The following is a 22,868-nucleotide window of genomic DNA, read 5'->3' on the forward strand; positions in this document are numbered from 1 at the left end:
CCCCACATCAGAATGCGTTCCGTTCACCACTCGTTCCCGGGAGCGTCAGGCCGGGCCGTTGGGATGTCGAGGAACAGATGCCCGACCTGTCCGGAAGGCAACGCCTCATGTCACAGTCCCCACTCATGCTGCCCCGACGTCGCTTTCTCGCTCTGGGCGGTATCGCCGCGGGCGCGGCGGTCCTCGCCGCCGAGCCGGCTTCCGCGACGTCCACCGCCTCGGACAGCCGGGTCGCCCTGCCGGGCTACGTGTTTACGCTCGGTGTGGCGTCCGGCGACCCGACGTCCGACGGTGTTGTGCTCTGGACCCGCCTGGCACCGGACCCGCTCGCCCTCGACGGGCTCGGCGGGATGCCTGATCGCCCCGTCCTGGTGCGGTGGGAGATGGCGGAGGACGAGAACTTCCACCGGGTGGTGCGTCGCGGCGTCGAACGCGCCACGGCCGACTGGGGGTACTCGGTGCACGCCGAGGTGCACGGCCTGCGGCCGGACCGCGGGTACTGGTACCGGTTCCGGATCGCCGACCAGGTCAGCCCGGTGGGCCGTACCCGCACCGCACCGCGCCCCGGGACCGCGCTCCAGTCGCTGAGCTTCGCGTTCGCGAGCTGCCAGGCCTACACCGATGGCTACTTCACCGCGTTCGAGCACATGGCCCGCGAGAACATGGACCTCGTCGTCCATCTCGGCGACTACATCTATGAGGGCGGCGGCGCCGGCTCGATCGGCCGCGCCCACTACCCGGCCGTCGAGACGTTCTCCCTGACCGACTACCGGATCCGGTACGCCCAGTACAAGCTCGACCCGTCGTTGCAGGCCGCGCACGCCGCCGCGCCCTGGGTGGTGGCGCCGGACGACCACGACGTGGAGAACAACTGGGCCGGCGACCACTCCCAGCCGGACACCGAGCCGGACCAGGACCCAGCCGTGTTCCGGCTCCGCCGGGCCGCCGCGTACCAGGCGTACTACGAGAACCTTCCCCTGCGGGCGTCGTCGATGCCGCAGGGCCCGGAGATGCAGGTCTACCGGCGCCTGCGGTTCGGCGACCTGCTGCAGCTCGACGTGCTCGACACCCGGCGGTTCCGTGACCGGCAGCTCACCGACGCGTCGCTGCGCTGGGACCCGAAGCGGCAGATGCTCGGCGCCGAGCAGGAGGCATGGCTGCTGGCCGGGCTCGCCGCGTCCACCGCACGGTGGAACGTGCTCGGCAACCAGATCTTCGCCATGGAGGCCGACCACACCGCAGGCCCGGACGAGCGGTACGGCATGGACACCTGGGACGGGTACGCCGCCGCACGCCAGCGGCTCTTCGACGGCGTGGCGGAGCGGAACGTCGAGAACTTCCTCGTCGTCACCGGTGACGCCCACCGCAGCGTGGCCGCCGATCTCAAGCTGGACTTCTCCGACCCGGGGTCGCGGACGATCGGCACCGAGTTCCTCGGCACGTCGATCAGCTCGGGCGGCAACGGGACCGACCACGACAGCCTCGGCGTGACCTGGCTGGCCGAGAACCCGCACATGAAGTTCCACAACTCCCAGCGTGGGTACCAGATGTGCCACCTGGGCCGTGACGAGATGCGCACCGACTACCGGGTGGTGCCGTTCGTCAACGCGCCGGGCGCGCCGGTGTCGACGCGGGCGAGCGTCTACGTGCAGAGCGGACGGCCCGGGGTGGCGCACGTGTCCGCGTGACGGTGTGATCCGAGCGTGGCGGGCCGGGCCGACGGCTCGGGGTCGTCGGACCGGCCTGCCGCTGGGCTTCAACGCGAACGGCGACCCGCGCCGTCGAGGTGGCTGCTGCGGCCGCCAGGCGGGCGGCCGGGCCGGCGAACCGGTCCCGGCCGTCCGCATTCTGGCCGCTGGAACTACAGGTCGAGCGGCTCGATCCAGATGTTGCGGTATTGGACGGGGTTGCCGTGGTCCTGCAACCGGATCGCGCCCGTCGCCGGGCCCTCCGGCCGGTTGCCACCTGTCGGTCCGAGAATCTCGACGTCGTCGTGCACCGTGACGCCGTTCCACACGACGGTGACGCGCGCGTTCTGGACCTTGTTGCCGGCCGCGTCGTAGCGGGCCTGCCGGTAGACGATGTCGTACGTCTGCCAGGTCTGGGGCGGCAGCGCCGCGTTCACGTCGGGGGCCTTCTGGTTGTAGATGGCCGCGGCGTCGTTGTTCTTCGGCGGGTCGATGCCGAACGAGTCCAGCACCTGGATCTCGTAGCGGTCCTGTAGGTACACGCCGCTGTTGGCGCGCGCCTGGCCGGTCACGTCCGGCGGGTACAGCGGCAGGTTGAACTCGACGTGCAGGCGGAAGTCGCCGAAGGCCTGCAAGGTGCGCAGGTCCCCGTTGCGCACCGTCATGGCGCCGTCGGCAACCGTCCATCCGGGTTCGCGCCCGTCGCTGTGTTGCCACTCGGTGAGCTCGCCGCCGTTGAACAGCGTGATGCGCTCGCCGTGCGGCCGGACGGCGAGCACGTCGAGGTTCACGTGCCCGGAGTCCGCGGCCTCCTTGCGGTACTCGACCAGGTTGCGCCCCTTGTCCAGGCGCACGGTGGTGGTGACGGTGCCCCACTCCTTCCAGGTCACCGTGGAGGGAAAGACCGTCTGCTCCACCCGTTCACCGTTGACGTACAGGCTCAGCTGCTTCTCGCCGGAGTAGGGGTTCGGGCCGTTGCTGTAGCGCATCGCCAGGTCGTACGTCCCGCTCTCCCGCACGTCCGCGGAGATGCTGGTCGACGAGCCGTTCTGGGCGAACCCGGCAGCGAAGCCGGCGCCGGAGTAGGCGGCGTGGTCGGTCGCCATGGCGACAGCGACCGTGCGGCCCTCCTCGGCCTCGAAGAAGGTCTGTGGCTGCACCACGCGTCCCGGGATCTCGTTGAGCGTGTACCAGGCCTCAGTGTTCCACAGCTCCTCGCCGCCGGCGGAGGAGAACGGACGCGGGGAGCGCACGTGCACCACGCGGTCCTCCTTCAGGCCCGGGATCCGCAGCTTGACGGTGCGACCGTCGGCCGACAGCTCGGCCTTGGCCACCCTGAGCGTCTCCAGCTCGAGCTTGGGCCCGCCGTACTGGCTCGTCGCGCCGTAGCGCCACTGCGTCACCTGGTACGCGTCGGCGAGCTTCTGCGCGGTCTCGGCCGACAGCGGCTTGGTGTACTCCAGCTCGAACCCGACATGCGACGCGCGCATCTGCTTGACCTCGAAGACCGAGGTGCCGTTGGGCGTGAGCTTCTGCAGGCCGTACGTCAGCTTGCCCTCCTGACCCCAGTTGCCGCCGGCGCCCAGGCCTCCCACGTAGAGCGCGCCGTCGGGGCCGAGGGTGACCTCGTTGATGCCGGACTCCAGTCCCTGCGTGTGCCGGAACACCGCACCCTGGTACTGCCCCTCGACCTTCTCGAGGAACACTCGCTGCAGGCCGCCGTAGGTCACGTCGCCGACGACCAGTTGCCCCGCGTACGGGCCCTGCTTCAGCAGTACGGGAGTGGAGGGCGAGTTTCCGATCTCGTTCTGCGGAAGCCAGACGACGGGACGCGTCACCGGCTTGTCGTCGAACCGACCCGTGGGCGTCGTGTAGTGGTTGTAGAACGCTCCCTGCTGGATTTCGACCAGCTTGGACGCCGGCAGCCAGCCCCCCTGGTTGTCTGTGACGAAGACCTCCCCGCGTGGACCCCAACCGATCCCGTTCGGAGTGCGCAGCCCCCCGGCGACATACGTGATCTCGCCCGTCGCGGCGTTCACCTTGATCGAGGTGCCGCGGTCCGGCGCGGGCTGGGGCACGGTGGTGGCGCCGCCATAGTTGATGGCAACCGACAGGTTGAGATAGAAGTACCCGTCCCGGTGGAGCAGGCCGAACGCGAACTCGTGGAAGTTGCGGCCCCACGGCCAGGTCGCAACCGTCCGGTGGTCATCCGCGACGCCGTCGCCGTCGGTGTCGCGCAGGGCCGTCAGCTCGTGCTTCTGGCTGACGTAGACGGTCCCGTCGACCACCGCCACCCCCTGGGGTTCGCGCAGTCCCGCCGCGAACTTGCGGTAGGTCACCTGCTCCGGGCCGCTCTTCCCGGTGACGCCCTCGACCACGTAGACCTCGCCGGTCGTGTTGTCGGTGCCGCCCCAGGTGGAGATGACCAGGTCCCCGTCGGGCATGAAGTCCATGCCGGTGACCTGCGGCTGGAAGCCCTCGGGGCGCAGGTCGGTGAGGGTGTACCCCGGGTGCACCCGGTCGAGGGGCAGGCCGTCGCCGGCCGAGTCGGTTGCCCCCTCGCAGTACTTCCAGCCAGGGGCGGTGACGCGTACGACGCCTGCGTCGGTGCTCAGCGCGGAGGTCGGCACGAGTTCGAAGCCGTCGGCGCCGGGGCGCCGCCACTCGAGCCGCAACACCTGCCCGCCGCCGTTGTCGAAGAACTCGACGAGCAACGGGTGCAGGCCGGCGCTCAAGTTGATCGATCCCTCTTGGGAGGTCTCGCCGTGCAGGCCGTCGTGGTCGACGACGAGCTGGTCGCCGATCGTCAGGCGTGACCCGTCGTCGCTGGTGAGCCGGAACGTGTAGTCACCGTCGGTGGGCACGGCGAGGTTGGCGATCACGTGGCTGATGAACCGGTCGGACAGGCCGAACTCGTCCGTAGCGGTCCAGTTGATCTGCGGCATGAGCTTGTCGACGTTCGGCGTCTGCGCGGGCTTCAGGGTGCACAGCGCCGACAGCGGGACACCCATGTCGTACGAGCGCAGGGTGACGCCGGGTTCCTGCGGCGGGAGATCGGCGGTGGCGGGTGCGGCGGTGGCCGGAGTGACGGGGGCCGCGGCGAGCAGGGTCGCCACCGCGGCAGCTGCGGCCGCGAGCGCGGCTCGACGCCGCCGTTGTTTCGGTGCGGTCATGGTTCCTCCTGGTGGGTGCGGCTCCCCTGCCGGAAGAGCGGTCAACTTTCTCCCCTGGGCCGGTCGATGCGCTCCCGCGAGACAGAAGATCGATGGGTGACGTTAGCACTTTCCATCGATTTATCGGAACTTTTGAATGGAGGATGTGAAAGTCGGCCTCAGGCGTGATCGTCGGGTCGTGGTTGCGGCTCAACGGGGTGGTCATGATCTGGGTGCCGCAGAGTTGCCGCAGGGCCGCGCGCAGGAGCGCGGCCCCACTCGTGCAACGGAACTTTCCCGGCGTCCCGGACGCCGACAGGAGGTCCACACCCACCGCCGCCGAAACGGTCTTTTCGGGATCAAGGCACCGCACAAGCGCGGCGCCAGCTGCCCGCGCTCGGCCCGCTGGCGGCCTCCGGCGGGCACCGGCCGCTCGCGGCTAACGGGGCTCCGGCTACGCCCCGGGAGCCATGATCGCGGCCTCTATGCGCAGTCCGATGCCTGTGAGGACAAGGAGCCCGGCGAGGAAGTGCGGCTCGGCCATTCCTGAGTCGCTGGAGATCGTGAGCACGGAGATCAGCAGGCCCGACAGCAGTGCGGTAGTGCCTACCACTCGCGTGGTGGCAGCCCGCCGAGATCGAAGGTCCATGGCGGGACCGTACCGGAGAGTTCGGGCTGATCCTCGTCGCGTTCGGCTGAGGAAGAACGCGCCGACCGCGTCGGCGGAGGTGCCGAAGATCGCCACGGCGCCGGCCGGACGGGAGCCACGGACGGCGGCGGCGACCACGCCGGTGCCGCGGGCGGCACGCAGGGCGGGCCGGGTGTTGAGCCGGGCGTCGTCTTCACGTTCCTGCCGCGACGGATGGGCGCCGTCGGGGGCGGGTGCTGGGTCATGGCCCCGCCGGGCGGGTCACGTCTGTTCGGACGCCCGTACTGACCGCGCGGGGGCGGTACCCCCTCGTGCCCGCACCATGCCCGAGGGTGGCCGGTGAGGTGTGTGTCGGGAGTCTTCGGTGGGGCGGTAGGGAATCCGGAAAACGATCAGTCGAGAACCGCGAGCGGTGCCGGCCCGCCTTTCAGCGGGTGCCGGCACCGCTCGCGTCTGTCACCGCTTGGCCTGGTGTTTGGCCATCTGGGGCTGTTCGCCCCTGCCGACTTTCCGCAGTGCCTCGCGCAGCTGCTCCTCGGTCATCTTGGAGTTACCCTCGATGCCCGCGTTGTGCGCCTGCTGACGGAGTTCGTGCAGCCGTTCCCGGTCACCCATGTCGGCCTCCCCGTGGTGCGTGGCGCGGGCGGCTCCGCGCGCCACTCCGCTCGTCGTCTTCCCGGGCCGGCCGTGCGCAAACGGCCTCAGTCGGTGCCCTGCCCGCCGGGATGCTCCGGTGCCTTGCGACGGCACTGCGGGTGATGCCCACCGGATCGTCCTGCCAGCGTTCTACGACGGCACGGTCCTCGACAGTGCCGTCAGCGGGCCTTCTTCGTCGCCCGCTTGCGGGGCGGCGTCAACAGGTCGGCTATCGCCGCGATCGCGGACGGCACCAGGCGGTAGTACGCCCAGACGCCGCGCTTCTCGCGCTCGAGCAGGCCGGCCTCGGTGAGGATCCGAAGGTGATGACTCACGGTCGGCTGGGAGAGATCAAGCGGCGCGGTGAGGTCGCTGACGGACGCCTCGCCCTCCGGAGCGGACTGGATCAGGCTGAGCAGTCGCAGTCGGGCCGGGTCGGCGAACGCCTTCAGCACTCCCGCGAGCCGCTCGGCATCGGCACGCTTGATCGGCTCACCAGCAAGCGGCGAGACAGCAGGCATGGCAGTTTTCGCAGTTCCCACGCCTTCCATCGTTCCACCAACACCATCGATAGGCTGGTGGAATCGCGATCAGTACCCCGATGGCGGTCGCGAGACCGGTTGGGAGGGAAGCTGGGGGCGGGGCAGCGAGCGTGCCGTCCTGGAGCCGCGCGAAAGGGCCGCTGCTGCCGGGCTGGCCGAACCCCTGGACGGGGCGGCCATCCGGCCGGACCCGGACGTCGGCGTCCGCGTCGTCGGGGCGGAGCAGCCCGAGCTGATCGGCCTGTTCGACTCGCCACCGCCTGGCCGATCTCGTCGGCGGCGAATCGCCGGCGCCGGCGCCGTGCTCACCGGCGGGTCAGCTCGGCCAGTTCCGCACGCCCCTCAGCCACGCGGGCGGGCAGCAACAGCAGGGTGCAGGCGCGTTCGAACCGGGCGCCGTTGCGCTCCCAGGCCTCGACCGAGGCGGCCAGCACGTCCTCGTCGTGGTGCAGCCGCCCCGCCGCACGGGTGAGGCAGGCCACCGCCCAGTCGTTCTCCGCGCACACCGCTGCCGCCGTGGCGAGGCGTTCGGCCGCGTCCGGCAGTCCGGCGACGACGGCGAGTTCGGCCGCGGCGGCCCGCGCGTACGGCTCGTACCTGCTCTGCGGGTAGTCGCCGAAGGCGCGCTCGGTCAGCGCCGCCGCCTCGCCCAGCCGACCGGTGTGCACGGCGACGCGCGCGTCCACGAAGGCGAGGAACGGGACCAGGCTGGGCAGGTGCTCGGCGTCGGCGAGGCCGGTGACCTGAAGCGCGCGGCCCCGCCACCGGCTGAAGCTCTCGCCGTCGCCGAGCAGACCGTGCGCGAGCGCGGCCGCCAGGATGACCGGCGACAGCCAGGGCGCGGGCGGGCTGCCCGCCCGTTCCCAACCGGCCCACATCGCGCCGGCATGTCGCACCGCCGCCGCGAACTGCCCGGTGAGGGCGAGAGCCGGGATCAGCTTGCTCGCCGAGGCGTACGGGTGGTTGCTCACCAGGTCGTCCTGCTGCACGCGGTGGGCCGCGGCCAGCGCGGCCCGCAGGTCTCCGGCCGCGATCGCGTAGGTCGCCGCCATGTGCAGCGCGTCGACGATCTCCGGACCGGCGTACGGGTCGTCGCGCGGCAGCGTGGGCAGCAGGGCGATCCGCTCACCAGCCACCCGATGCGCCTCGCGCAGCCGTCGGGCCTTGGTGGCGGCCGCGCTCACCGCCTCCAGGCCGGCGCTGACCAGCACAGGGTCGCCGACGGCCCGGGCGGCCGCGACCGCGGCCGCGGCGAGGTCCGGATCCGGGTCGCGCCACTGCCCGCCAGCGGCCCATGCCGTCGCCAGCGCGAGGCAGGCCGCCACCGCCGGCCGGTGCGGTGCCCCGTCGGCGGACGCCTCGTTGAGCAGGTCGCGTAGCCGCTGCTGGGGTATCTCGGCGGCCGGCTCCGAGCTGAACCGGTTGGCCAACTCCACCGCCCGGGCCAGCGCGACGGCCCGGGCGTCGCCGTCGCCGGCCGCGCCGGCCCGTTCGGCCGCGGCCAGCAACTGTCGGAAGGCCCGTGGGCTGGAGTTGGTGACGATCACGACGCAGTCGGCCGCGCTGCGCAGGTCCCGCGCGGCGGCGTCCGGAGAGGGAGCGTGGGCGGCCGCGCGCTCGAAATGGCGGGCGGCTTCCAGCAGAAACCGGTGCGCGTACGCGAGGCGGCCGAGTGCGCGGGCCAGTTGGTGGGCGAGCGGGCTCGGCCCCGGCGGGCAGTTCGCCAGGGCGGCCCGGAGGTCGTCGGCGACGGCGTGGAAGTCGTCCCGCCAGTCGCCGACCGGCCGGCCCGCCGACCGGGCCTCCGGCCGGTCCCCCGTTCGTGGGTGCCCACGCGGCCGGTCGGTCAGCCGCCGCTCCAGGCCCGCCGCCGTCGCCGCGGCCCAACGCAGGTGCCGCTCGCGCAGCGCCGGCTCCTCGCCGGCCCCGGCGAGCCGCTCGGCGGCGAAAGCCCGGACGATCTCCAGCAGCCGCCACCTGCTCACCGCCCCCCGCTGGTGGACGACGAGGCTCTTTTCCACCAGCCGGCCGAGCAGGTCGGCGACCGCACTGTGCTCGGCGGTCTGGCTGACCGCCGCCGTAGCGGCCAGGTCGAAGCTCCCGACGAACACCGCCAGGCGCCGGAACAGGGCACGTTCCTCGTCGTCCAGCAGGTCGTGGCTCCAGCCGATCACCGCGCGCAGCGAGCGGTGCCGCCCGTCGGCCCCGCGCCCGCCGGCCAGCAGGCGCAGCACGTCGTCCAGGGCGGCCAGCAGGCCCGCCGCGCCCAGCGACGCGCTGCGAGCGGCGGCCAACTCGATCGCCAGCGGCATCCCGTCGAGCCGGGCGCAGAGTTCGGCGACGAGCGCCGGGTCCGCGCTGAAGTCCGGGTCGACCGCCCGGGCCCGGTCGTGGAACAGGGCCACCGCGTCGGTCGCCGGCGGCAGCGGGGCCACCGGGACGACCTGTTCGCCGGGTACGGCGAGCCGCTCCCGACTGGTGGCCAGGACGGTCGTGTCCGGGCAGGCCGAGAGGATCCGCTCGACGAAGCCGGCCACCGGGTCGAGCAGGTGCTCGCAGTTGTCCAGCACGAGCAGGGTGCGGCCTTGGCCGAGGCGGTCCGCGATCGCGGCCAGCAGTGGCTGCTGCGCCCGTTCGGTGACCCCGAGCGCGGTCGCCACGGCCTGGGCCACGAAGTCGTCCCGGACCGGTACGAGATCGACGAACGCCGTGCCGAGCGGGAACGACCACGCCGCCGCCGCGGCCACCACGCACGCCAGCCGGGTCTTGCCGACCCCGCCCGGGCCGACCAGGGTCACCAGCCGGTGGTGTTGGAGGGCGGCGAGGATCGCGTCCCGCTCGGGACCGCGCCCGACGAACGCCGTACGCGGGTCGGGTAGCCCGGCCAGCGGGCCGGTCGGCGTGGCGCCGCCCGGCGGCGGCTCGGCGAGTGCCGCGAGGCCGAACCGGTCGGCGACGCCGTACTTGCGCAGCAACGACGACACGTGGCTCTCCACCGTGCGCACCGAGATGAACAGCCTCTCGGCGATCTCGGCGTTCGACAGGCGGAGCCTCAGCAGGGCGAGGACCTCCGCCTCGCGCTTGGACGGTCGGTCGATGGCGGTCGAGGACACGCGCCATTGTCCCGCACACCCGGGCACGGGGGCGTCCGTGCCGGCTTTCGGTACCCGAATCCGTGGCCGCCACGGATGTCCGGCGGCCCGGGCCGGGCGCACGCTGGTCCCCGGAAACAGCGAGCCGGTGCCGAGAGGCCCGGCCGGAACGAGCGGAAGGACCGGAACAATGACTGACACGAGCGCCGCGCCCATGAGGAAGGTGATCGCCTCGACGTACCTCTCCCTCGACGGGGTCATCGCGAACCCGCACCTGTGGATGCTTTCGTACATGACCGAGGAGGGGCAGCGGTACGCCCTGGAGCAGCTGTTCGGCAGCGACGCCCTGCTGCTGGGGCGTGCCACGTACGAGGGGTTCGCCCAGGCCTGGCCGAGCATGCCGCGCGACGAGGCCGGCTTCGCCGATCGGATGAACAGCCTGCCGAAGTATGTCGTCTCGACGACCCTGCAACGCCTCGACTGGCACAACTCCACCATCATCGCCGGCGACGTCGCCAAGGAGGTCGCGGAGCTCAAGCGGCAGCCCGGCAAGGACATCCTGATGTACGGGTGCGGCCGGCTCGCCCGCACCCTGCTCGACAACGACCTGCTCGACGAACTGCGGTTCTGGCTGCACCCGGTCTTCGTGGGCGACGGGCGGGTGGAGAACGGGGACCTGCTGTTCCGCGACGGCGGTGCGGCGAACCTGAGACTCGTCGGACAGACCGAGCTCAGCTCGGGCGTCGTCATCTTGCGCTACCAGCCGGCGGAGAAGCGGTAGCGCCGTCCGGAACCACCGGTTGAAGGAGAGCACATGACGTACCCCCCACCGCGGTACCTCGGCGCCACGGGTGAGGTCAGCGCGACGTACCGCACGGCCGACGCCGCACCAGAGTTGCGCTACGCCAACGGCGGCTCGGCGCACTACCTGGCTACCGGCGCCACGACGAACGGTCAGTTCGGCCTCTACCGCTGGGACATGGGCCCGACACCGAGCGGCCCGGCCCCGCACTTCCACCGCTCCATCTCCGAGTCGTTCTACATCCTCGCCGGCTCGGTACGGATCTACGACGGCAGCCGCTGGATCGACACCGAGCCGGGCGATTTCGTCCACGTGCCGGAGGGCGGGGTGCACGCGTTCCGCAACGAGTCCGGCTTGCCCGCGTCGATGTTGCTGCACTTCGCGCCGGGCGCCCCCCGGGAGGGCTACTTCGAGGGGCTGCCCGGGCTGGCGGCGCTGAGTGAGGAGGAACGGACCGAGTTCTTCCTGCGCCACGACACCTACTGGATCTGAGAGGAGAGAGTGCCACGATGCACCCGAAACTCCGTTCACGGGGATGTTGGTAGCGAGGGACTGCTGCTGGCCGATCGATCGGTGAGGTCACGTACGGCCGCCTGGTATTGCGGTTGCGTGTGGTACGGCCAGTGGCGCTCGACGGGCGGTGGCACGGTGTCGGCCGGGTCGATGGTCACGGCGTGGGGGTCGCGGAGCCGCAGGTCCACCGATTCGGCTGCCGGGGTGTCGCATGGTGGCGCTGTGCCCCCGCGGTCGAAGATGGGTCCACCGATCGGGTCGGTGTCCCGCCAGAGGTTGCGCCACCGCCAGTCGAGTCGCTCGCCCAGGTCGCACAGCGCCTGCTGACCGAGGTAGGCCGGGTAGAGGCGGGCGTAGATGCGGCGCAGTGGGGAGCCGTGGGTCAGCAGGGAGACCCTGGGCAGGGCGGTCGGCGGCAGTTGCAGGACGGTGGCTGCGGCCAGGACCGAGCCGTGGCTGTGTCCGGAGATGACCACGGGGCCGTGCGCGGCGAGCGCGGCGACCCGCTTGGTCAGTTCGGGTACTGCCCGGGCGGCGTAGCAGGGGGGCGCGAAGGGGTGGACGGTGCGGGGCCAGAAGGTGCCCAGGTCCCACAGGACCGCCACGAGGCGTCGGGTCTCGGCCGACCGGTACGAGCGGAAGCCGAGGATCATGAGGCTGATCACGAGCAGGCTGATGACCCAGATCGCCACGTCGGTGACGTGGGCGACGAGCAGGCCGGTTCCGTCGCGTTGGCCGCTGAGCTTTGCCGCAAGCTGGGTGGGACCGATCCCGATCAGGTCCAGCGCGATGGTGGCCAGGCCCAGCGAGGAGATCAGGAAGAACGTGACCAGTATCGGGGCCAGTTCCTCGGTCACGTGCGACTTGGCGACGGTCTCCCGCACGAGGCGTAGCCGGGGCGCCGCGTCGAGGGGCACCTGCGGGTAGTCCTGTGCGACGACGCGCTCGGCCAGGGCCCGCCGCCGGCGGCGACTGAGCAGGAGCGTAGCTGTGGTGATTCCGGTGATGATCAGCAGCGCGGTGAGTCCGGCGAGGGCGGCCCACCAGTACGCGACGGGCGGCTCCAGGGGGCCGAGGACGGGTGGGTTCGGCCGGACCGGATTGGGCATGTGACCGCGGTCGAGGTAGTCGGCGACCCGGAAGACCAGGGTGGCGGTGAAGGCTGCGGCGACGCTGACCGACAATGCCGCCACGACGGGCGTGCCGAGTCCGCGCAGGAACGGGCGGGTCCCGGTCGGCTGCGTCCACTGGCGTGCGAACGTGACGACGGCGATCGCCACGAGCAGGATGCCCTGTGCCGCGACCAGGCCGCCGGTGCTGCCCTCGTAGCCCGGCAACTGCCTGATCACGGGCTGGGCCGTGCGGGTGAGGGCGGCGTAGCCGAGGCTCAGGACGGTCACCCCGGCGATGGCTGCCCACAGCGGGCGCAGGAGGCGACGGGCCTGCGCGGGGCTGGTCGGCACGGGCAGGCAGAGCAGCACCGCGCAGAACGCCACCAGGGCCGCGGCGGCGGCAAACAGCAGCAGACCCAGCCGATTCCGCCCGCCGTCTGGCAGGGAGGCGAGCAGGCTGGCGTCGAGCGTGCCGGCGCTGATCCCGACGTGGATCTGGCGAAGCCAGGCGGTGACGCGCTCGTCGTCCCAGAACCCGCGGGTGGTGAGGCTCTCGGTCATCTCCGAGGCCGGTGGCTCGGCCGAGGCCGGGCCGAAGCCCTCGAACGCCCGGGCGGAGCGCGCGCCGATCGCCCAGACCAGGCGGAGTGCGAGCAGTGGGATGAGCGACAGCACGGCCAGGCGCGGGCCCATCGGCAGCGTGGCGAGCCAGGACAGATAGGGCCGGCCGGTCCGGCACTCGACGTACGGCACGCACTGCCAGCCGACGAGGTTCAGCGTGACGCCGATGATCGAGAGCGTGAAGGCGGCGGTGAGGGTGCCGGCGAGCAGGCGGCACAGCGCGCCGAGCAGACCGAACCGGTCGGTTGGCGTCGGGCGCAGCCAGATCGCGAGGTTGCACAGCATGAACGGCAACAGCAGCAGCATGGACGCCGTGCGCACCGCGGCGCCGGCCGTCAGCGTGCCCCAGCGGTACGCCTCGACGGCGACCCCGGCGGTGGCGCCGCCGGCCGCGCCGGCTCCCGGCCGGGGCCGGTAGAACCCCGCGTGCCGATCCCCGGCGACGCGCACCACGATCGGGTGGTCGAGAATCTGCTCCGCCGACGCGCCGGACACCCCGTGCACGCGCAGCTCAACGGTCTCGTGTCCGGGTGCTGTGCCCACGCCGTTCAGGGTCACAAAAAGTGACGCCGCCCGCTGCCGAACATCGATCACCGGAAGGTGGTGGCCGCGATTCCGGGCTTGGGAGATCCGTGCGGGGGTTGTCCGGATGTTCCCGGACAACCCCCGTGCGGCTACCCGCCCTTCCGGCGCGATCAGCGCATCAGAGCGAACCGTTGCGCCAGGGGCCCGTGATGGCGAACGTGATACCGGGGCTCTGCGCGTTGACGAACATCCAGTTGCCGTTCTTCGGATCGAAGGTCGACCCGGCCCACTCGGAACCGGCGTAGTCGCCGGGGGCGACCGACTTGCCGGGGATCCCGCCAGCCGGGATCACGACCTGGTTCAGCGCGAACGGGAAGATCTCGCCGTCGGTGGTCAGGCCGTGCAGGTATTCGCCCTCGCTGCCGTCCTCGCAGAGCACGATGCCACCGCGCGGGCTGACGCAGATGTTGTCGGGGTTGTTCAACACGCTGGCATCCGGCGACGCGAAGAGCACTCGCATCGTCTCGGCCTGCGGGTCGTACTCGAAGACCTGGCCCTGGCCCTTCGGCCCGCCACTGGTGGACACGATGTAGACCCGGTCGTTGCCGTACCAGGCGCCCTCGAGCCGCTTGAACACGGCGGCGCCGAGTGCGGCGCCCTGCACCGCGGGGCGGGTCTCGCCCGGGGCGTAGTCGGGGTCGGGCACCGTGACCCAGGAGGTCCGGTACTCCACGCCGGTGCCGTCGGCGTAGGTCGAGTAGGACGATCCGTCCGGGGTCCGCACGACGAGCATCTGCAGTTCGCCGCCGGCGGACAGTTCGCCCGCCTTGTTGGGCAGGTAGCGGTAGAACCCGGACGGGGTGGCGTCCTCGGTCAGGTACACGATCCCGGTCCTCGGGTCGACCGCGACCGCCTCGTGGCTGAACCGCCCCATCGCCTTGATGGGACGGGGGTCACCCTTGCGGTCGTAGGGGACCTCGAAGACGTACCCGTGGCGAGTGCCGTCCGGGGCGATCTCGGTGGTCTCCTCGCAGGTCAGCCAGGTGCCCCAGGGTGTCGGCCCGCCGGCGCAGTTGCGGATCGTGCCGGACAGGCTGCCCCAGGACTCGAGGAACTTGCCCTGGTCCGGGTCGAACACCAGGTTGGAGGTGCCGCCACCAGCCGCCGGGTTGTACGCCGGTGTGGTGAACGCACCGGTGTAGCTGCCCCGCTCGTGGTTGCGGACCAGCGCGATCTTGCCGTCCGGGCGGCGGAACGCGGCCATCCCGTCGTGCGAACCCGGGGTTGCCACGCCGTCCGACATCAGGTCGCCGGTCCAGCCGTAGCTGATGTACTCGAAGCCCTTGGGCAGGGCCAGCAACTCCAGCCCCGTGGTGTGGTCCCTGGTCGGGTAGAGCGGACCGTAGTCGGGGCTGGACGGGCGCTTGCTCATCGGTGCCGCGCCGGCGGTGCGCGCACCGAGAGCCTCCAGGGGACCGAGCGCGGCGAGTGCGGCTGCGGTCACGAGGCTACGCTTGAGAAGGCCGCGACGGGCCAGACCCGGATCGATGTGCTCTGTCATGGATGTTCTCTCCCTCTCAGGTCAAGTCGCGAGCACGCTATCGATGGCGGGTCACGCCCACGCCCAACAAGTCGAGAACCATGCGTGAATTGCTGGCCCTGCCAGCCGAGCCAGAACCGCTGACCGTCTCACCGGGGTCGGCGCGACGACGTCCAGCCCTGCTGGTGCAGCCGTTCGATGCCGTCCAGCAGCAGGTCCAGCGCGAACTCGAACTCGAACTGGTCGTCGCAGCCCTGCCCCACGACCGACGCGTCGTCGTGGGATGCCGCCCCGGCGATCTCGGCCAGGTGCGGGAATCGGGCCGCGACCTCCGGTGGTAGGGCCGCCGGCGGGTCCGGGTCGGTGATGCCGGACCGGCCGGCGCGCCGGGAGGCGTCGAACAGTTCCTGGCTGAAGCCCAGGATCCGGCTGCCCATCGCGTGCATCACGTGGTGGGCGAGGTCGGCGGAGAAACCGCCGGCCCGCAACGTCCCGACCACGGAGTCGAGGTAGGCGAGGATGGCCGGCGTCGCCATGTTCCGCGACTCGATCGCGAGCGGCGCCCAGGGGTGGCGCCGCAGCACCTGCCGCGCCGAGAGGATGCGCCCGCGGAGCACGCGCTTCCAGTCGGTGTCGGGCACCGGCGGATCGATTTCGCCGACGACCACGTCGATCATGCCGTCGAGCAGTTCGTCCTTGTTGGCCACGTGCTTGTAGAGGGCCATCGGCACGACGCCCAGATCCTGTGCGAGGTTGCGCATGCTGAGGGACTCGATCCCGGCCCCGTCGGCGAGCGCGACGGCGGCGCGCAGGACCCGGTCCCTGCTCAGCGGCGTCCGGCGCAGCGTGTCAGCCTGCTCAGCCATCTCGGTCCTCGTCTTCCGGCGACGGTTGAAACCATAACCGCCTTGACGGGTGTACGGCGTACACCTACGCTGCCTCCATGGGGTGTACGCCGTACACCGGGAGGGGAGGGAAGATGAAGGCGATCGTCCAAGACCGATACGGCCCGCCGGAGACGCTCACGCTCGCGGACGTCGACGCGCCGGTGCCGGCCGCCGACGAGGTGCTCGTGCGGGTCGAGGCTGCCGCGCTCAACGCGTACGACTGGCATGTCATGCGTGGCGATCCACGGATGGCGCGGTTGGCCATGGGCCGACCGGGGCCGCGGGCGCGCATCCGTGGCCGCGACTTCGCCGGCCGGGTCGAGGCCGTTGGCACCCACGTTCGACAGGTGCGCCCGGGTGACGCCGTCTTCGGTGACCTCGGCGACGCCAACGGCGCGTTCGCCGAGTACGTGTGCGTGCCCGAGACCCTGGTCGCGTCGAAGCCGGCGAACCTGACGCCGCAGCAGGCAGCCGCCCTGCCGCTGGCCGGTATCACCGCGCTCATGGGACTGTGCGACGTCGGGCAGGTCGAGCCCGGCCACCGCGTTCTCATCAACGGCGCCTCCGGCGGCGTCGGCACCCTGGCCGTCCAACTGGCCAAGGCGCTCGGCGCGACCGTGACCGGGGTGTGCAGCACCCGCAATGCCGACCTGGTCCGCTCCCTCGGTGCCGACCACGTCGTCGACTACATCCGCGAGGACTTCACCCGCGACGCTCGCCGCCACGACGTCGTGTTCGACCTGGTCGGCAACCGCTCACTCACCGCGCTCCGGCGGGCGCTGACCCCGACCGGGACGCTGGTGCTCTCCGGCGGCGGCGTGTACCGCGGCGGCAGTCTCGTCGGACCGGTCTGGCTCCTCGCGCGCGGGCGGCTGCTGGCACCCTTCGTTCGACACCGCATCGTCACCCTCACCACGGCACCCAGCCGGCAGCACCTCGACACGCTCCGCGCCCACGCCGAGACCGGCCGCCTCACCCCGGTCATCGACCGGACCTATCCGCTCCACGAGGTGCCCCGAGCCATCCGGTACCTCGAAGGTGAACACGCGCGGGCGAAAGTGGTCATCACCATCTGACTCGATGGCTGGTGAGTCGCTTCAGGTTGTGACCCTTACCAGGGAGTGAGGTCGTCCACGCCGTAGTGGGCCCTCGGGCCGCAGGCGTCGCATGCCGGTCAGGCGTGCCGGCCCTGACTCAGGCGTCGCGGGCGAACAGGGCCAGGCGTACCCGGTTGGGGCTGCCGGTCTTGGTCATCAGGCTGGTGATGTGGGTCTTGACCGTGGTGACGCCGATGTGGAGCCGTTCGGCGATCTCCGTGTTGGAGAAACCTTCGGCGACCAGGTTCAGCACGTCCTGCTCCCGGGTGGTCAGCCCGTCGACCGGCCGAGGCGTCTCGGCGCGGGCGTGCACCGCGCGTTGCACGAGGCGCCGCAGCACCTCCTGGCTGAACGGGCTGTCCCCGGCGGCGGCCCGGCGGACGCCGTCCAGCAGGTCGGCCGGGGGTGCGTCCTTGAGCAGGAATCCGCAGGCGCCAGCGGTCAGGGCCGGGTAGAGGTGGTCGTCGTCGCCGAACGTGGTCAGTACCACGACGCGGGTGGCGGGGCGGTCGGCGAGGATGCGGCTGGTCGCGGTGATCCCGTCGACGCCGGGCATGCGCAGGTCCATGACGACGACGTCGGGTATGAGCCGCGCGGCGAGGAGGATCGCGTCGCGGCCGTTGTCGGCCTCGCCGACGACCTCGATGTCGGTCTGGGCGTCGCAGAGCATGCGCAGGCCCGCGCGGATGAGGTGCTGGTCGTCGACCAGCAGGACGCGGATCATGCCGGCTCCGCGGTGCGCGGCCCCGCCGGGGCCTCGCGTTCGTGCGGCACCGACGAGGCCGGCGTGGCGGCAGGGGAGTGGAGAGCGGGCGCCGGCGCGGTGGCCGCGCCCGGGAGGATGGTACGCACCCGCCAACCCGCGCCCGCCGGCCCGGCCTCCAGTTGGCCGCCGAGGACCTCGACGCGTTCGCGCATGCCGGTGATGCCGTGGCCACCGATGGAGGGCACCGGCGCCGGCACCCACCCGCCACCGTCGTCCGACACCTCCCAGTGGACGGCCCCGTCGACCACGCCGACCGACAGCCGGGCCAGCGCGGACGTGCCGGCGTGCTTGGCCACGTTGGTCAGCGCCTCCTGGGTCAGGCGCAACACCGCCAGACCCCGAACCGCGTCGAGCGAACCGATCGCCGGGTCGATGTCGGCCTCCACGGTGACGCCGGCCTGGCGGGCCCGGTCGACGGCCGTGCCGAGGGCGGCCGGAAGCGCCGACGGCTCGATCGCGGTCAGGGCCGCATCGCCGCGTACGCCCTCGGGGTCGCGCAGGACCGCGACCAGCCGGCGCAGGTCGGCCAGGGCCGCGCTCCCCGTGCCGTGCACGTCGTCGAACACCTCGTGCACCCGTGGGTCCAGATCGGTCAGCACGTGCCGCGCGACGCCGACCCGCAGCACCATCGACGCCACGTGGTGCGCGACCACGTCGTGCAGTTCCCGGGCGATGGCGCTGCGTTCGTCGGCGCGCGCGGCGCGGCTCTCCGACTCGCGCCGGCGCTGCTCCGCCGCCGCCCGTTCCTGCGCCTGCCGGGCGAGCTCCCGGGTGGTCCGGATGACCAGGCCGAGCAGCAGCGGCACGCCGACCTCCACCAGCAGCCCGAAGACGCCGGAGAGGACCCGCAGGAACGGGTCGCCGATCGAGTCGGTCAGGTCGACCACGGTCAGCAGCCCGGCGGCCAGCCAGATGGTCCGCGGTCGGCGCGCCCGCATGGTCAGCTCGAGCAACGCCCAGCTGGCGCCCACCTGGTTGATCACAACGTCGTCGATCAGGCCGATCGCCACCGCCAGCAGCGCCGTCTGCACCACCAGGTTCACCAGGGGCCGGCGGTGCAGCACCGGCGCGACGGCGAACGCGGCCACGGCCAGGACCCACTGCATGGCGGGCGTGTTTCCGCTGGCCGGGTTGCCGAGGAGCAGGTAGCCGACGCCGCTCAGGTCGAGTAGTAGCATCCGCACGAGCGTGTCGCGCGCGTCGAACAGCCGCCCCACCCACCTCACGGCGTCAGCCTAGGCGCTGCGGCTCGGGGCGGGAACATTGCTCGTCCACCTGGTCCGGATGCCCAGGTAGGCGGCCAGGCCGAGCGGCCCGAGCAGGATCGTCAGCACCAGCACCGGCGCCATGACCAGTGACGGGACGCCGCGTTCCCGGCTGTCGAGCCACGCCCACCGGCCGACGAACAGGTCGAATGCGATCATGTGCGCCCAGGCCGCCGCCGCGCCGTCGTCGGTGCCCAGCAGGTCGCGTATGCCGGTCAGGGTCGGGGACGCGACGGCCGGCAGCACCTCGGCGAGCGCCGGGATCACCAGGATCGCGTAGATCGCCAGGACCGGCGCCACGATCAGCGGCGACCTGACGACCCGGCCGGTCACGGACCAGTGCGGCAGCAGGATCATCAGCGCCCAGAACGGCGCGGCCACCGCGAACGTCAGGGTGAACAGCGTCCCGGTCATGCGGCCAGCACCAGCTCCGGTCGGCGCCGACGGGCCGCCACCACGCCGGCGCTGGCCACGGCGGTGGCCACCACCAGGGCCGCCGCGGCGGTCAGGGTGAGCGCGTCCGGCCGCAGCAGCGGCTGCCCGCGCAGCGCCTGCCAGGTGAGCAGGAGCGTGAGCGCGCCGTACGCGCCGCCGGCGACGACCAGCAGCCGCGCCCGGGTGCGCTCGTCGAGTCGCGTGTCGGCGAACCGGGCCAGCAGCATGGCCAGGATCGGCAGCGCCTGCAAGGCGTGCAGCCCCACGAAGTGCCCGATCCGCAGGTCCCCACCGGTGGTGCTCCACCCGACCAGCGGCAGCCCCGGCCCGCCGTCCGGCACGGCCACGCTGTGCGCCCCGGCGACCCCCTCGATGCTCTGGGCCTGGTCGGGCAGCGCCATCGGTATCGCCACCAGCATGCCGAGCAGCGTAAGGCCGAGTGCCCACCCGATCGCGGTTTTGCCGGCCCGGTTCGAGATCGGCTGCCGGAGCAGCACGATCCCGATGACGACGTGGGCGGCGAACAGCACCATGATCGTCACACCCATCAGCTGCCACAGGGTGGCGTTCAGCGGACTGGTCTCGTTGAAGTGGCTGGTTGTGCCGCGCAGCACCTGCCCGACGATGATCGCCATCTCCACCACGCCCATGGCGACGACGACGGTGGCCGCCCACTCCGCGATCCGGCTGCGGCGCGGCAGCAGGGAGAGCATCCAGGCCAGGGTGGTGCCGTAGAGCACGAAGGACACCGAGAACTTGAACGGCTTGAGCCAGATCGGCACGCCGGTGAGGACCCGCGGATCGGCGACGATGCCGACCGCGGAGACGACGGCGAGGACGGCCATCGCCCAGACGAAGATCATCAGTGGGCGGTTCCATCGTGTGGCCCGACGAAGTGTGGTTGTCATACCTGCAGATGCTGGTGCGGGGCCTGGCTGACTTCGCCCGACCTCAAGCCCGGGTTGCGGCCGACGGTCGGAGCGCGTCTCCTCCCTGGGGAGGAGACGCGCCTCCCGAGCCTCCGGCCCATCCCGGCAGCCCGTTCGGTGACGTCGTGGTGGCTGCCGTCGAACGCCGCCGTCAGCCCACGCCGATGCGGACCGGCTCGCCGTCGGGTCCGCCGGGCAGCCGGACGACCACCCGCCCGTCCGCCGCCGTCACGATGCCCCGGCTCGCGTGGACCGGCCGGTCGGTGGTCAGCACCACCTCGTCGTCGCCCTGCGTCGGGCGCAGCAGCACCTCGTCGCCGTGCTGGGCGACCAGGTCGCAGGTCGTTTCCACCAGCGTCGCGGCGCCGACCCTGATTCCGTACGGCAGGACCAGCCCGGTCCGCGCGGGCACCCGCAGCCGTCGGCCGGCCAGCACCGGCTCACCGTGCCAGCCCAGCGCGACGGTCACCGCCGACGGGGCCACGTTGACCAGGTGCAACAGCCGCTGCCCGGCGCGGTCCACGGTCGAGGTGAGCACCAGCCCGGGGCCGTCCGGGTCGGGGGCGAGTCGGGGACGCACCCCGAGCCGGTCCAGGGCGGTACGCCAGAAGCCCAGGTCGCAGGGGACGTCGGCGGTGACCACCAGGGCCCGGCCGGCGCCGACGCTGACCTCCACCGCGCACGGCTCGCCGGAGCCCACCTCGGTCAGCAGCGGCTCGGCGGTCGCGCCGGCGAGCCGTTGGGCGTAGCCGACCCGGACCTCGGCCGTCCAGCCGACCCCGACGACCGAGGGGAAGTAGTGCGGTCCGCCGTCGGACCGTCCGGTGACGGTGAGCCCGAGCGCGTCGGCCAGCAGGGTGCACGGGGTGCCGTCGTGGTCCCGGTCCGGCAGCACCCCGTGCAGCAGCAGCCGGCCGCCGCGGCGCAGGTGCGCGACCAGCCGCTGCTGGACGTCTCGGCCGAGGGTGGCGGCGCTGGCCAGGGCGATCACCGGCGGAGTGGTCGCCGGGTCGGCCGACTGGAGGTCGACGGCGGGGAACGAGAAGCCGGCGAGCAGCAACGCCCGGGCCAGCACGTCGCGCGGGCCCATGCCGCGGAACCGTTCCAGGTCGGCGACCTGCTCGGCGCGGGACGCCGAGGCCGGGTGGTGGTACTCGGTCAGGTAGTGGTCGGGCACGAAGCCGAGCGCCAGCCCGTCGTGCTCCTCGTCGGAGTCGGCCAGCAGGTCGGCGATCCCGCCGATGGCGTGCAGCGCGCGCCGGGCCGCGTCGAAGGTCGGGTTGAGTCGCCCCTCGGGGTCGACCGGCGCGGCGAACCCGTGCCGCTCTCCGGTGAACGCGATCCGGTCGTTTCCGTCGCCCACCGGCTGGGCCAGCGGCGGGTTGTAGCCGCCGGCGAAGAGGTAGAGGTTGAGCAGCCGGTTGCCCTGGGCCACGCAGAGCCGGGCCTTCAGCTCGACCGCCTCCGGCGGGTAGAGGGTGGACAGGTCCTGCCCGTAGTCGCCGTTGCCGGCCTCGAACTCCAGCGAGGTCAGTGGCTGGTCGGCGTCGTGCACGGCGGCCAGGAAGGCGTTGCCGACGTACAGGTCGGCGACGTTGGTGACGGTCAGGTCGCCCAGGTAGTAGTCGGAGCCGGAGGTGAGCTGCGGCTGGCCCCGGTAGGCCTCGAAGAGCTGGCTGATTCCGATCGGGAAGGTGCGCCCGCGCCCGCCGCCGGTGCCGTGGACGTTGACCAGGAAGGGCACCCCGGTCACTCCGTGCCGCTCGGCGGAGGCGCGCAGCGCCGCGACGTAGCGCCGGTAGCGGTCGCGCATGTAGCGACCCAGGGCGTCGTGCACCGCCAGGGACCACGGCTCGGCCGGCGTCCGCAACGCCGCCGACCAGGCAATCGGGTCGCCCGGGTCGACGCCGGTCCGCTCGGCGGCGCCGTCCTTGCCGTATCGGTCGACCGCCCACCGGCGCAGGTCCTCGCAGACCCCGTCGGTCAGGTCGGGGGAGTTCGTCACCCAGGAAAGCATCCCGATCTCGTTGTCCAACTGGACCGCGACCACCGGCCCGCCCCGGTCGGCGAGCCGCTCGGCGATCACCGGCATCACCTCGGCGTACCAGCCGTCGGCGGCGGCGAGGAACTCCGGCGCCAGGTAGTCGATGGTGCGGGTGTCGATCGGCGCGCCGTCCCAGGTGGTCGGCAGCAGGTGCGGGTGCTCGTCGTACAGCCGGTAGGGGATGCCCTCGTTCTTGACCTCGGCCATGATGAACGGGCCGGGCCGGACGATCGCCCGCAGGCCCCGCGCGTTGGCCAGGTCCAGGAAGCCGCCGAGGTCGCGCTGTTCGTGGGTGCGGCCGGTGAGGTCCACTGTGCCGTCCGGTAGTTCGTGCCAGAGCCACGGCACGTAGGTCGCCACGGTGTCGCCGCCGCACTCGCGGAGCCGGTCGAGCCGGTCTGTCCACTGGGCCCGGGGCAGCCGGAAGTAGTGCACCTCCCCGGCGAGCAGCAGTCGGGGTCGACCGTCGACGACGATCCTGCGGTCGTGGAGAAGAACTCGCGACATGAGTTTCCCTCTTCCTCTCGCCGGACTTCCCAGGCGTCCACTTGTGATCTGGCTCGCACCTGCTTA

The 22,868-nt window shown here is 72.2% G+C and carries 16 protein-coding genes; 4 read left to right on the forward strand and 12 right to left on the reverse strand.

Annotated features, from left to right (window positions below):
- Positions 1-125: 125 nt before the first annotated feature.
- Entirely contained in the window at positions 126-1,688 is a 1,563-nt protein-coding gene (locus ACGFZ2_RS02440; protein WP_393265920.1) for an alkaline phosphatase D family protein, read from the forward strand.
- A gap of 173 nt (positions 1,689-1,861) precedes the next feature.
- On the opposite strand, the gene ACGFZ2_RS02445 is transcribed toward ACGFZ2_RS02440, so the two are convergent.
- The 4 genes from ACGFZ2_RS02445 to ACGFZ2_RS02460 all read right to left on the reverse strand — a co-directional run bounded on the left by ACGFZ2_RS02445 (position 1,862) and on the right by ACGFZ2_RS02460 (position 9,780).
- Positions 1,862-4,861, reverse strand: a complete 3,000-nt coding sequence (locus tag ACGFZ2_RS02445; protein WP_393449291.1) for a family 16 glycoside hydrolase — start codon at positions 4,859-4,861, stop codon at positions 1,862-1,864.
- Positions 4,862-5,945: 1,084 nt separating this feature from the next.
- A complete protein-coding gene (locus ACGFZ2_RS02450; protein WP_393265925.1) occupies positions 5,946-6,104 on the reverse strand; it encodes a hypothetical protein in 159 nt (52 codons plus the stop codon).
- A gap of 200 nt (positions 6,105-6,304) precedes the next feature.
- Positions 6,305-6,676: an ArsR/SmtB family transcription factor gene (locus tag ACGFZ2_RS02455; RefSeq protein WP_393265928.1), complete on the reverse strand. Its 372-nt coding sequence runs from the start codon at positions 6,674-6,676 to the stop codon at positions 6,305-6,307.
- A gap of 296 nt (positions 6,677-6,972) precedes the next feature.
- Positions 6,973-9,780 (reverse strand): ATP-binding protein, encoded by a 2,808-nt coding sequence (locus tag ACGFZ2_RS02460; RefSeq protein WP_393449294.1) that lies wholly within the window; start codon positions 9,778-9,780, stop codon positions 6,973-6,975.
- A gap of 169 nt (positions 9,781-9,949) precedes the next feature.
- Between ACGFZ2_RS02460 and ACGFZ2_RS02465 the strand changes: the two genes are divergently transcribed.
- Together ACGFZ2_RS02465 and ACGFZ2_RS02470 are read left to right on the forward strand one after the other, a co-directional pair.
- Positions 9,950-10,540: a dihydrofolate reductase family protein gene (locus ACGFZ2_RS02465; protein ID WP_393265933.1), complete on the forward strand. Its 591-nt coding sequence runs from the start codon at positions 9,950-9,952 to the stop codon at positions 10,538-10,540.
- A gap of 33 nt (positions 10,541-10,573) precedes the next feature.
- The gene (locus ACGFZ2_RS02470; protein ID WP_393449297.1) at positions 10,574-11,053 is read left to right on the forward strand and encodes a cupin domain-containing protein; all 480 of its coding nucleotides are present in this window, start codon (positions 10,574-10,576) and stop codon (positions 11,051-11,053) included.
- A 35-nt stretch (positions 11,054-11,088) separates the two neighbouring features.
- Here ACGFZ2_RS02470 and ACGFZ2_RS02475 read toward each other — a convergent pair whose 3' ends face one another.
- The 3 genes from ACGFZ2_RS02475 to ACGFZ2_RS02485 form a co-directional block, all read right to left on the reverse strand.
- On the reverse strand, positions 11,089-13,350 hold the full coding sequence (locus ACGFZ2_RS02475; protein WP_393449300.1) for a hypothetical protein: 2,262 nt from the start codon (positions 13,348-13,350) through the stop codon (positions 11,089-11,091).
- A gap of 160 nt (positions 13,351-13,510) precedes the next feature.
- Positions 13,511-14,836: an alkaline phosphatase PhoX gene (locus ACGFZ2_RS02480; RefSeq protein ID WP_393449303.1), complete on the reverse strand. Its 1,326-nt coding sequence runs from the start codon at positions 14,834-14,836 to the stop codon at positions 13,511-13,513.
- Positions 14,837-15,021: 185 nt separating this feature from the next.
- The gene (locus ACGFZ2_RS02485; protein ID WP_393449306.1) at positions 15,022-15,738 is read right to left on the reverse strand and encodes a TetR/AcrR family transcriptional regulator; all 717 of its coding nucleotides are present in this window, start codon (positions 15,736-15,738) and stop codon (positions 15,022-15,024) included.
- A gap of 113 nt (positions 15,739-15,851) precedes the next feature.
- Here ACGFZ2_RS02485 and ACGFZ2_RS02490 point away from each other — a divergent pair, with 113 nt between their 5' ends.
- On the forward strand, positions 15,852-16,835 hold the full coding sequence (locus ACGFZ2_RS02490) for an NAD(P)-dependent alcohol dehydrogenase (protein WP_393449309.1): 984 nt from the start codon (positions 15,852-15,854) through the stop codon (positions 16,833-16,835).
- A gap of 118 nt (positions 16,836-16,953) precedes the next feature.
- Here the strand turns inward: ACGFZ2_RS02490 and ACGFZ2_RS02495 are convergent, their stop codons facing one another.
- From ACGFZ2_RS02495 to ACGFZ2_RS02515, 5 genes are all read right to left on the reverse strand, one after another.
- Positions 16,954-17,580 (reverse strand): response regulator, encoded by a 627-nt coding sequence (locus tag ACGFZ2_RS02495; RefSeq protein WP_393265949.1) that lies wholly within the window; start codon positions 17,578-17,580, stop codon positions 16,954-16,956.
- Positions 17,577-18,848, reverse strand: a complete 1,272-nt coding sequence (locus ACGFZ2_RS02500) for a sensor histidine kinase (protein ID WP_393449312.1) — start codon at positions 18,846-18,848, stop codon at positions 17,577-17,579. The genes ACGFZ2_RS02495 and ACGFZ2_RS02500 overlap by 4 nt, the downstream gene beginning before the upstream one ends.
- Before the next feature lie 9 nt (positions 18,849-18,857).
- A complete protein-coding gene (locus tag ACGFZ2_RS02505; RefSeq protein WP_393265954.1) occupies positions 18,858-19,301 on the reverse strand; it encodes an ABA4-like family protein in 444 nt (147 codons plus the stop codon).
- Positions 19,298-20,230, reverse strand: coding sequence for a hypothetical protein (locus ACGFZ2_RS02510; protein ID WP_393265956.1), 933 nt, complete (start codon positions 20,228-20,230; stop codon positions 19,298-19,300). The genes ACGFZ2_RS02505 and ACGFZ2_RS02510 overlap by 4 nt, the downstream gene beginning before the upstream one ends.
- A 172-nt stretch (positions 20,231-20,402) precedes the next feature.
- On the reverse strand, positions 20,403-22,802 hold the full coding sequence (locus tag ACGFZ2_RS02515) for a beta-galactosidase (protein WP_393265959.1): 2,400 nt from the start codon (positions 22,800-22,802) through the stop codon (positions 20,403-20,405).
- Positions 22,803-22,868: the final 66 nt, after the last annotated feature.

Source organism: Micromonospora sp. NPDC048063 (assembly GCF_043202855.1).
Taxonomy (GTDB): Bacteria; Actinomycetota; Actinomycetes; order Mycobacteriales; family Micromonosporaceae; genus Micromonospora.